Consider the following 11,235-nt stretch of genomic DNA (forward strand, 5'->3'; position numbering starts at 1 on the left):
AAGTAAAAATAATTATATACTATTAGTACATTTTTATACATATGGTATAAAAATGTACTAATAGTATAGGTTAATCACCTGTGAAAAAAGCTATATCCGGCTACAACTATATGTAGAAAGGAATGTTTTTGTGAAAAACCTAGATAAAACCGTAGAAGATAAGGAAATCCTAGACGTATTTAGTGGTAAGAGCCGTGAAAACCCATTTGTGTTATTTTCGAAAATGCGGGAGATGGGGGCTGTTATTCCTATTCCTTCTCCGATGGAAGAAATAAAAACTCAGACTTGGGTAGTGACTCATATGGAAGAGGCTATGCAAGTTCTAAAAGATCATCATCATTTTACTGTAGACCAAAGTTCTATTAGTAAAAATCATGATATGCGAAAACATAAAGCTGATGAGTCCGATCCTCCTACATTTTTTGGCGGACAATCGATGCTTTCTGTTGATGATCCAGATCACCGGCGCCTGCGCAAGCTTGTATCAAAAGCATTTACGCCAAGATATATGGAAAGCTTACGTCCACGTGTACAGAAAATAGCCGATGAATTACTTGATGAAGTACAGGACAAAGGAAAAATGGATCTTGTTAAAGACTACGCCTTCCCATTACCTATCAACGTTATTTCTGACATGCTCGGTGTTTCAAAAGAAGATAAAGAAAAAATTCACGGTTGGTCGGCTGCCATTGCAAAAGGGCTGAGCTTAGGGCGAAGAGATCCCGGCGTCGAAGAACAAATAAAAGCTTTTGGAACGTACACTATGCAGTTGGTAGATGCTAAGCGTAAGCACCCTACGGACGACTTAATAAGTCAGTTAGTCGCGATTGAAGAAGAAGGAGATCGCTTGAGTGAAGCAGAATTGCTTTCAATGATTACATTATTAATTTTTGCAGGTCATGAGACTACCTCAAATTTAATTGCGACCGGATCTTTAATGTTATTTGATCATCCTGAACAGCTGGAAAAACTTAAATCAGACCCTTCCTTAGTATCCTCAGCTGTTGAAGAATTGCTTCGTTTTAATGGGCCAGCCACTATTTCAGGACCTCGTTATGCTACAAAAAATCTTGAACTGGGTGGTCAGCAGATTAAAAAAGGCGACATGGTGATTCCTGTCTTAAAGTCAGCAAATCGTGATGAGCAGCAGTTTATAGATTCAGAGGAACTTGATATTACGCGTACTATCAAGCGTCACTTGGCCTTTGGTCATGGTATTCATATGTGCTTAGGAGCTCCGCTAGCTCGTATAGAAGGAGATGTTGCCTTTTCTACCCTATTAAGACGTCTGCCTAATCTACGCCTTTCGGTTCCTCGGGAAGAAGTGAATTTACATTTTACACTGAGCTCACAAGGAGTAGCTTCATTACCCGTTAATTTTTAAAACATCTTAAATGTACAATTCAACAAAGAAATGATCTACTTGGCAAGCGATAACTGCTTAACTATGTAGCTATTAGATTTTAAATCTATATATTCTAAAGGAGGAATAAGATCATATGAACAAAGAAGTTATTCCCGTTACAGAAATTCCAAAATTCCAATCACGTGCAGAAGAGTTTTTCCCTATTGAATGGTATAAAGAAATGCTGCATAAACAACCTGTTTATTTTCATGAAGAAACAAACACATGGAATGTATTTAAATACGACCATGTTAAACAAGTCTTGAGCAACTACGAATTTTTTTCAAACGATGGACAAAGAACGACTATTTTTGTTGGAGATAATAGTAAGAAAAAAAGCACATCTCCAATTACCAATCTCACAAACTTAGATCCTCCTGATCACCGGAAAGCTCGATCTTTGCTTGCTGCAGCTTTTACTCCTCGCAGTTTAAAGAACTGGGAACCGCGAATCAAACAAATTGCTGCAGATCTTGTAGAAGTGATACAAAAGAATTCCACTATTGATATTGTTGAAGATTTATCTTCTCCTTTTCCTAGTTTAGTTATAGCAGATCTATTCGGCGTACCGGTAAAAGATCGATATCAGTTCAAAAGATGGGTAGACATTCTCTTTCAGCCTTATGATCAAGAAAGATTAGCAGAGATTGAACAAGAAAAACAACGTGCAGAAGCAGAGTATTTTCAATACCTCTTCCCTATTGTCATTGAAAAGCGCTCCAACCTTTCTGATGATATTATCTCAGACTTAATTCAAGCGGAAGTTGATGGTGAAACATTCACAGATGAAGAAATTGTGCACGCTACTATGCTGCTTCTAGGTGCAGGGGTTGAAACCACAAGTCACGCCATTGCAAATATGTTTTATTCTTTCTTATATGACGACAAGTCGTTATACAGCGAGCTGAGAAACAATCGAGAATTAGCTCCAAAAGCAGTAGAAGAAATGCTTCGATATCGCTTTCACATCTCCAGGCGAGATCGCACGGTTAAACAAGATAACGAGTTATTAGGCGTTAAGCTAAAAAAAGGAGATGTTGTTATTGCCTGGATGAGTGCATGTAATATGGACGAGAATATGTTTGAAAACCCTTTTTCTGTAGATATTCACCGTCCAACCAATAAAAAGCATTTAACATTTGGAAACGGACCTCATTTTTGTTTGGGTGCTCCTCTTGCCCGACTTGAAATGAAAATCATATTAGAAGCATTTTTAGAGGCATTTTCTCATATTGAACCGTTTGAAGATTTTGAATTAGAATCGCATTTAACAGCTTCTGCTACCGGTCAGTCTTTAACATACTTGCCTATGACAGTGTACAGATAAAATTTATGCACATGACAAAGCAGAGAAACGTGAAAGAGATTTATCTTTTCCGTCACGTTTCTCTTTTTTGTTATTCCGTTATTTATCAGGATTTTATTATCTCATTTAAGTATTTATGTACCAAGTTTGAGAGACCTTCTATATGATTTAAATCCTCATCCCAAAAATCTTTATTCCCTAGGATATTTTCAACAAGTTGCAAGAGAGACATCTGATTTTTTTGATATTTCAACCACTGGTCTCTATAAAACTCTAAAACATATTCCTCATCTTTTAATATATATGGGTGGCCCTTAAAATTTTCTCCTGTCCAAGTGCCTTTAAGCTTTTCTATTTTATAAAAACGAACAAGCACTGCAAAGGCTTGAACGATTCCAAGGGGAAGTGCTCCGTTTAGCTTGAAATAGCTTTTTAAAGTAGGCAGTAGACGATGTTTGAATTTTGATAAGCTGTTTAATGAAATATCAGCAAGACGATGATGAATAAATGGATTGGTGAATCGTTCAAATACCTCTTCTGCGTATACTTTATTTTCAGTAAAATCACCTTGAGTCGAAGGGATAACTTCTTTTCCTATTACTTCATGCAGAAAGTGGTTAAAATTGGAGTTTTCCATAAATTCTTTTACTGTTTCCACTCCTGACAAAATTCCACGTAATGCCATAAGTGTATGAGCCCCGTTTAAGATACGGACTTTTCGTGTTTGGTAAGGAGATAAATCCTCCACCCAATGCACATTTAAACCGGATTTTTTAAAAGGAAGGCGATGATCTAATTCACTGTTTCCTTCTATAGCCCAAAAATGATAAGGTTCTGCTGTATTCAGTAAGGAATCCTTATATCCCCATTCTATAAATAAAGAGTCTGCTTCTGCCTTAGGAAATCCTGTGACTATTCGGTCTACCAACGAATTAAGAAATAAATTATGTTCTTTTATCCATTTTATAAATGCTTCAGGTAACTCCCACTCTTTACTATAACGGAGCACGCATTCTTTTAAGGTATCTCCATTTCTTTCAAGAAGTTCACACGGAAGCATAGTTAACCCTTTTTCTGTATTTCCACTGAAATGCAAATAGCGATGGTACAAAAAAAGTGTTAATTTCCCTGGAAATGATTGAATTGGGACACCTTCTTCCAATAAAGTTGGCTGATAGTTAAGTCCCGCTTCCGTCGTATTAGAGATTACAAATTCCAATGTAGGATTTGCTGCTAATTGTAAAAATGTATTCCACTCTTCGTATGGATTAATGACTTGGGAGAAAACAGAAATTACTTCACTAGACGTAACTGTATCTCCGTTTTCCACTCCACGTGTAAGCAATGTATAGAGTCCATCTTGCTCCTTCAATTTGTCTATTTTCTCTTTCCCTGCAGGTCGAGGCTGCGTGACAGCAATACTTCCTTGAAAATAGCCTTTCTTATTGCATTGATGAATCATCCAGTCACAGAAGCCACGCAGAAAATTCCCTTCCCCAATCTGTAACACTTTTATAGGATATTCTAAGCCTACATAGTTATCTTGAATAGGAGCGGTCTTTTTATTAAGTGGGTTCAAGGTATCTTGTGAATTATTCAATGTAGATTCCTCCTTTGCTTAATGAATTGCTTAGCTTTTCACAGTGATTGATTATATTTCTACGATAGCTTTAATCACATTTGCTTCAGGAGTTAACCAGTCTTCAAACTGTTCAATTAGTTGATCAAACTGTGCTCGGTGTGTAATATAGCGACTTAAATCTACTTTCTTGCATTTCAGAGTGTCCACTACATAATGAAAATCTTCTAACGTAGCATTCCTGCTTCCCATCAGCGTTAGCTCCCTTTTATGGAATTCTGGATCGTTAAATGAGATGTCTGCTTTCACTAGACCTACGTATATTAATTTTCCGCCATGAGCCGAATAGTTAAATGCCTCTGTCATTGATTTAGCATTGCCCGTCGCATCAAATACTATTGTTGGCATCTCACCATTTGTTAACTCTACTAATTTATCAAACGGATTATTAAGTACATTTAGCGTATAGTCCACTTTAGCCCAGTCACTGGCAAACGCTAAGCGTTCGTTATTTACATCCATTGCTATGACTTTTGCTCCTTGGTCTTTAGCAAATGCCATCACCCCTAAGCCAATAGGACCAGCACCAATAACTAAGGCAAACTCTCCTTGCTGAATTTCAGCGCGTCTAACTGCATGAGCTCCTATACTTAATGGTTCCACCATTGCAGCTTGGTCAAGTGTTAGTCCCTCAGTTGTCACTAAATGCGTATAAGGAACTGTAATCCACTCACTCATTCCTCCTTCAATATGTACACCTAAAACTTTCATATCTGTACAGCAATTTGTTTTTCCATTTCTACAAGCAATGCATTTTCCACATTCCATATAAGGGATAATGGAGACTTGATTACCAACTTTTAATCCCAACTCATTGTGAGGAATAAATTCAATGTATCCTGACAATTCATGACCGAGTACACGAGGGTAAGTGAAAAAGGGCTGGTTTCCTCCATAGGCATGAATGTCTGTACCACATATCCCAATACGTTGAATACGAATTAATGCTTCTCCTGCCTGGGGGATAGGTCTTTTACTTTCCACTTTTTTCAACTGGTTGGGCTGTTCACATACAATGCTTTTCATGCTTTATCTCTCCATTTCAATTTAAAATTCTTTTATTCAATAAACGCATATTAGAGAATGACGCCTTCTTTAAAAATACTAATTTCTCGAAAGCCCAAACGTTCATTATTTGTTTGAGTTTGACCTGAAGCAACATTCAAAATATACTGCAATAAATCATGCTTTAGCTCCTCTATGGTTTGATCTTCAATTAGCCTCCCTGCATTGTAATCAATCCAATGTTTTTTGCGATGGGATAACTCGGAGTTTGTAGATATCTTCACTGTAGGTACAGGACCTCCAAATGGTGTACCTCTCCCCGTTGTAAACAACACAATATGAGCACCCGCTGCAGCTAATGCTGTTACGGAAATCAAATCATTTCCAGGGGCATCTACTAGGTTCAATCCTGATTTGATTACCCTCTCACCATATGGAACAATATCTTCAACTCTAGAATGCCCTCCTTTTTGTATACAACCAAGAGATTTTTCCTCTAGAGTGCTAATTCCACCGTCTTTATTTCCTGGAGATGGATTTTCATAAATTTCTTGATTATGCCGAATAAAGTATTCTTTAAAATTATTAACTAGGTTTGTAATTTTGTTAAACGTTTCTTCATTCTTAGCTCGGCTCATTAGAATCGTTTCTGCACCAAACATTTCTGGTACTTCTGTTAAAATAGCTGTTCCTTCACTAGCAACGACTATATCAGAAACTGCTCCGACTAAAGGGTTCGCTGTAATACCTGAGAAACCATCCGATCCTCCACACTTCAAACCTATTTTTAGTTTTGAAAGAGGGATAGGTTGGCGTTCACATTGATTAGCATGTGCTACTAACTCCGAAATAAGAGACATTCCTTTTTCTAATTCGTCTTCAACTTCTTGTGCTTTAAGGAATTTAATACGATCTGTCGCATACTCACCAATAACCTCTTTAAACGCTTCAATTTGATTATTTTCACAACCTAATCCAACGACTAGGATACCCGCAGCATTTGGATGCTGAGTTAAAGCAGCTAAAAGCTTTTGTGTATTTACGAGATCATCTCCTAATTGCGAGCAGCCGTATGGATGAGGAAAATGATAAATTCCATCCACTCTTTCATCTCTGAACTGTTCAGTCGCCATTTTAGCTAGAATTTCACACGTTTTATTAATACACCCAACCGTATTAATAATCCAAATTTCATTACGAATCCCTACTTCGCCATTTTCACGAATATACCCTTGAAACGTATAATTCAAAGCTTTTGGAATATTTGGTTGAGGAATTGGCTGGTACTCATAATTCAAAATACCACTTAATCCAGATTGTAAATTATGAGTATGAATCCACTCTCCTTCTTCTAAATCTGTTTTAGCTTTTCCAATTGAGTATCCATATTTAAAGATGTCCTCACCTTTTTTTCGGGGCTTTACTAAAATTTTATGACCTCTAGGAATATCAGTACGAATAGGAATTTTAATACTGTTTTTATCCTCGCCTTGCACGTTTATAACTTCACCTTTGGCAATCTCCTTGATAGAAATAACGACACTGTCTTTTGAATGTAACTGAATAACCTTACTCATTTTTCCCCCTCCATTTGCCTCATATTTAGATACTTCAAAAAAGATAACGTTTTCATTTTACGAATATATTTATATAGTACCAGCAATATTCGAAATAAAAATTGCGGTTTTTGCTGTATTTATACTGTTTTTTGATATAAATTAGTACAAAGGGGAGTTGGATTTCATGAGTAACTTAAAAAGTGAATTACACAGTAATTTTCCATTTTTATTTATCTATAAGGATACGAAAAGCCCTCAAAAAGAATTATCTAACCATATGCATGATTATTATGAGATTGTGTACGTTTATGGAGGGAAAGGAAATTTTTTTGTAGGTGATATTTTTTACGAAATGAATCAAGGAGATGTTTTTTTAATTCCTAATAATACAATTCATCGCGCAATGCCAGATAAAGAAAACCCTGTAACGTCTACTATTCTTTTTTTTAGCCCTATGTTGATCTATAAAGATTTGATTAATGATTCTTTTTCTTATCTCAATGTGTTTGATGTAGTAAAAAAGGGTAAAAACTATAAAATTTCGCTGCAATCAGAGGAAAAAAAACAAATTGAAAAATTGCTTATACAAATTTATGAGGAAGTAACTAACGAAGAACCGGGTTTCAAGCACTACGTCTTACTGATTGTTCACCAGATGATGCTAGAGTTATATCGTGCTCACGCCAAAAGCAAAGGAAGAATAAAAGATGATACGTATAAGGTAGAGTGGATTGCAGACATTTTACTTTATATAAACGAACATTTACATGAATCTCTTTCATTGACAACTCTTGCAGATAAATGTTTAGTCAGTCCTTCTCATTTCAGCAGGGTTTTTAAAGAAACAATAGGGATAGGATTAACTGCCTATATAAACACAAAGCGGATTATTAAATCGAAAGCCTTTTTACTAGAAACCGATTATACAATTTCTCACATCGCTGAAATATGTGGATTTGAAAGTGATCCTCATTTTTATCGAACGTTTAAAAAATATATGAATACAACTCCAGCCACCTATAGAAAGAAAACTGATACAAGTAACATGTAAACGAGGTAATGTGAAAAAAGGATACAAGCAAATAAGTGACGATGTGCTTGTACCCTTTTATCTAATTCTAGACCCCTGTTTTAGAACTCAAATTAACATCTTTTGAAACAAATTGTGATGTTGGTTTTACAATTGGACGTACAAATTGAATAACCGCAAGTGAGGCAAATACTGCTAGTCCTCCCGCCAGTAAAAAGGCAGCAGTGTAAGTTCCTGATTTTTCAACAAGGAAACCGGTTAATGTAGGACCAATGATTCCTGCTGTATTAGCCAAGAAGTGCATGAATCCTCCTACCGATCCAACGTTATTTTTGTCTACTACATCGTTAACGATTGCCCAGTAGATAGCTCCTGTTAAGTACAGAAAGAACACGGAAAGTGCAACGAGTGTTACCGCACTGACTGTAGTTGTTACAAGTCCTGCTACACCTATGCAAACGGCTGATAAAAACAAACATGTGACAAGTACCAGTTTACGCGAAAACAGCACTCCTTTTTGAGCGAATTTTTTGGAGAAGAAATCCGATACAAAGCCTCCTAGAGCCAGACCAATAAAACCGAGGATCCAAGGAATAACGGTAGTAATACTCATCTCTTTAACACTCAGGCCACGCGCATCTACTAAGTAACTTGGAAACCAAGTTAGGAAAAAGAACAAAATGTAGTTGTAAGCAAAAAATGCAAATGCTGTGAATAACACAGTTCTGTGTTTTAAGTAAAAAGTTAGCTTCAATTTACTTTCTGTTGCTACAGGAATTTCTTGCATCTGCATCTCTTCTGATGTATCCGAAGGTTTTTCTTTAACAAATTTCCACCAGCAAACAGCCCAAATGATTCCAATTAACATAATGGCAATAAAGGACACTTTCCAGCCATATGCGATGGCAATAAAACCAACGATTGGACCAGAAATAGCTCCTCCAAGAGGTGTACCGCTGTTAGTCAAACCAATAACAGTTGCACGATTACTTGATGGAAACCAGTTATTTACCATTTTACTTATTGTAGCGGAAAGGGGACCTTCACCCATCCCAAACAAAACACGAATAGCAATCATACTTGCAAAGCCCACAGCAATGACCAGAGCACCGCTAAATATTGACCATACAACCATAGCTACAAAAAGCGTCAACTTAGCACCGTATTTGTCAGAAGCCATTCCTCCAAGGAAATTGAAAATTGCATAACCTACAGAGAAACTACTAAAAATAATTCCCATCTCAGTGGGTGTAAGAGATAAATCATCTTGAATAAAAGGAGCTGCAATTGATAATGCAGAACGATCTAAGTAATTAATAATTCCTGCTAAAAATAAAAATAGAATGACAATACCTTTCCCTTGTGAAAACATAAGTGCCCCCCTTTGTTTGTACAGCCACTACTTTCTTTTGAAAGCGATTCCATTATAAACCAAAGCTAAATAATTTCTTTCTCCAAGCAAGGTCATTTTGAAAAGTAAATCGATTTACTAAGGATCAAGCAAAAAAGTTCTTCTTTTTTGCTTGATGGTTTCTAACAAGAAGTTCCAAGAAGCAGAACTGGTTTCAAACGATGGATGCTGGTATCGATTTTATCTGTTTTATTGATTTGATTAAAAAGAAGTTCTGCTGCTAAATTCGCCATCTGTACGGTTGGCTGTTTAATAGTGGTAATCGTTGGCGTATAAAGTTTTGCAAACGATACCTCATCAATACCAATAACGGCTAGGTCTTGTGGTATTCTTAAATTTTCTTTTTTTATATATTGCAAGACTTCATTAAGAACAATATCGTTCCCTGCTAATATTGCCTTAGGCGGCTGGGATAAACTGAATAGTTCAGAAAGTGCTTCTGAAAGCGCTTCTATATCTGCTGTTTTAATATAATTTTCATTGGGATTTATTCCATGTGATAACAATGAAGATTTATATCCTTCAATTCTCTCCACCCGCGGACTAATATTTCGGATGATGGACGTAGTTACAATAGCAATATTTTTATATCCTTTTTCAACAAAGTGATCAATTGCCAGCTTAGCCGCTAAGTGATTATCAAGCATGACCGTCGCAATTTCAAGTTCTGGAATGGTTCGATCCATAAATACAATAGGGAATTTTTCTTTTTTCATTCGCTTATATAAGTCTGGATTGCCCCCTGTAGGGAAAATAATAATACCATCTACTTGTTTTGCTTTTAACATTTGAATATAATTTTTTTCTTTATCTGGCTCATCATCAGCGTTACAAACAATAATATGGAATCCCTGGTTGTAAAAATAATTCTCTATCGCACGGATGATTTGGGTTGAAAACGTATGGAGTATATTCGCGACAACAACTCCTACTGTAAACGTCGATTTTTGCTTTAAACTACGGGCCAAAATATTAGGTTCATAGTTTAAATCTTTAATTGCTTCTTCAATCTTTTTTCTGGTCTTTTCACTCATATGTTCGTATCGCTTGTTCAAAAACTGAGAAATTGTACTTTTGGATACCTTAGCATGTTGAGCTACATCTGCAATAGTTACTTTGCTCATATTATTCATTCCTAACTTATAAAGAGTAATTGTGATCCATGATTCATGTAATCAAACAATATTTTATTGTATTAGGAATGTATTTACAATTATTTGTGAATAGTTTTAATTTCTAACGCCCCATTTAACAATGAATAGGATAGTCTAAACGCCTGCGTAAGCCATAAATCCTCCATCAACGGGTACTGTGATACCTGTAACGAAGCCTGAATACGTTTCATCTGCAAGCCAAAGTAACGTTCCAAGTAAATCCTCTGGTTTTCCAAACCGCTTCATTGGTGTCGAAGTGACGATTTTATTAGATCTTTCTGTTAAGCTTCCATCATTATTAAGCAATAAATCTCGATTTTGTTTTGTTAAAAAGAATCCTGGAGCGATAGCATTTACTCGTAAGCCAGCTTCGGCAAAATGAACAGCCATCCACATGGTAAAGTTATTAATAGAAGCTTTAGCAGCACTATATGCCGGTACTTTGGTCATCGGTGCATATGAACTCATAGAAGAAATGTTAATAATAACAGGGGAACTCGCTTCTAATAATGCTTTTCCAAAAACTTGACTAGCTAAAAATGTTCCTATGAAATTACTAGAAAACACTTGTGAAAAACCATTTTCGTCTAATTCGAAAAATGTTTTTTCTTCCCCCTTTTCACTATATTTCTCCCCCTCTGTAATAGCATCGGGATGGTTCCCACCCGCACCATTAATGAGTAAATCAATGCAGCCAAATGTTTTAAGGATTTCCTCTCTCGCATG

The 11,235-nt window shown here is 36.3% G+C and carries 9 protein-coding genes; 3 read left to right on the forward strand and 6 right to left on the reverse strand.

Annotation, left to right across the window (positions count from 1 at the left end):
* Positions 1-130: 130 nt before the first annotated feature.
* Both ACLHDF_RS17840 and ACLHDF_RS17845 read left to right on the forward strand, forming a co-directional pair.
* Positions 131-1,384 (forward strand): cytochrome P450 family protein, encoded by a 1,254-nt coding sequence (locus ACLHDF_RS17840; protein WP_413920029.1) that lies wholly within the window; start codon positions 131-133, stop codon positions 1,382-1,384.
* A gap of 115 nt (positions 1,385-1,499) precedes the next feature.
* A complete protein-coding gene (locus ACLHDF_RS17845) occupies positions 1,500-2,732 on the forward strand; it encodes a cytochrome P450 (protein ID WP_413920030.1) in 1,233 nt (410 codons plus the stop codon).
* Between the two features lie 85 nt (positions 2,733-2,817).
* Here the strand turns inward: ACLHDF_RS17845 and ACLHDF_RS17850 are convergent, their stop codons facing one another.
* Genes ACLHDF_RS17850 through ACLHDF_RS17860 form a run of 3 tightly spaced genes read right to left on the reverse strand, consistent with a single transcriptional unit; the run spans position 2,818 to position 6,932 of the window.
* Positions 2,818-4,311: a tagaturonate reductase gene (locus tag ACLHDF_RS17850; protein ID WP_413920031.1), complete on the reverse strand. Its 1,494-nt coding sequence runs from the start codon at positions 4,309-4,311 to the stop codon at positions 2,818-2,820.
* A 51-nt stretch (positions 4,312-4,362) separates the two neighbouring features.
* Positions 4,363-5,376: a zinc-binding alcohol dehydrogenase family protein gene (locus ACLHDF_RS17855; RefSeq protein ID WP_413920032.1), complete on the reverse strand. Its 1,014-nt coding sequence runs from the start codon at positions 5,374-5,376 to the stop codon at positions 4,363-4,365.
* Between the two features lie 50 nt (positions 5,377-5,426).
* A complete protein-coding gene (locus ACLHDF_RS17860) occupies positions 5,427-6,932 on the reverse strand; it encodes a UxaA family hydrolase (protein WP_413920033.1) in 1,506 nt (501 codons plus the stop codon).
* Positions 6,933-7,098: 166 nt separating this feature from the next.
* Between ACLHDF_RS17860 and ACLHDF_RS17865 the strand changes: the two genes are divergently transcribed.
* On the forward strand, positions 7,099-7,965 hold the full coding sequence (locus ACLHDF_RS17865) for an AraC family transcriptional regulator (protein WP_413920034.1): 867 nt from the start codon (positions 7,099-7,101) through the stop codon (positions 7,963-7,965).
* A gap of 67 nt (positions 7,966-8,032) precedes the next feature.
* Here the strand turns inward: ACLHDF_RS17865 and ACLHDF_RS17870 are convergent, their stop codons facing one another.
* The 3 genes from ACLHDF_RS17870 to ACLHDF_RS17880 all read right to left on the reverse strand — a co-directional run.
* A complete protein-coding gene (locus tag ACLHDF_RS17870; protein WP_413920035.1) occupies positions 8,033-9,316 on the reverse strand; it encodes an MFS transporter in 1,284 nt (427 codons plus the stop codon).
* A gap of 161 nt (positions 9,317-9,477) precedes the next feature.
* Positions 9,478-10,479 carry a substrate-binding domain-containing protein gene (locus ACLHDF_RS17875; RefSeq protein WP_413920036.1) on the reverse strand — a complete coding sequence of 334 codons (1,002 nt, stop codon included), beginning with the start codon at positions 10,477-10,479 and terminating at the stop codon, positions 9,478-9,480.
* A gap of 144 nt (positions 10,480-10,623) precedes the next feature.
* Positions 10,624-11,235: SDR family oxidoreductase (locus ACLHDF_RS17880; protein ID WP_413920037.1), on the reverse strand; the 612-nt coding region annotated here is incomplete at its 5' end.

This window comes from Priestia megaterium (assembly GCF_046599315.1).
Classification (GTDB): domain Bacteria; phylum Bacillota; class Bacilli; order Bacillales; family Bacillaceae_H; genus Priestia; species Priestia megaterium_F.

Bases quoted from the DNA above. Each gene is read 5' to 3' on its own strand.
- ACLHDF_RS17845 (WP_413920030.1), top strand. From the start codon at position 1,500: ATGAACAAAGAAGTTATTCCCGTTACAGAAATTCCAAAATTCCAATCA.
- ACLHDF_RS17855 (WP_413920032.1), bottom strand. From the start codon at position 5,376: ATGAAAAGCATTGTATGTGAACAGCCCAACCAGTTGAAAAAAGTGGAA.
- ACLHDF_RS17860 (WP_413920033.1), bottom strand. From the start codon at position 6,932: ATGAGTAAGGTTATTCAGTTACATTCAAAAGACAGTGTCGTTATTTCT.
- ACLHDF_RS17865 (WP_413920034.1), top strand. From the start codon at position 7,099: ATGAGTAACTTAAAAAGTGAATTACACAGTAATTTTCCATTTTTATTT.
- ACLHDF_RS17870 (WP_413920035.1), bottom strand. From the start codon at position 9,316: ATGTTTTCACAAGGGAAAGGTATTGTCATTCTATTTTTATTTTTAGCA.
- ACLHDF_RS17875 (WP_413920036.1), bottom strand. From the start codon at position 10,479: ATGAGCAAAGTAACTATTGCAGATGTAGCTCAACATGCTAAGGTATCC.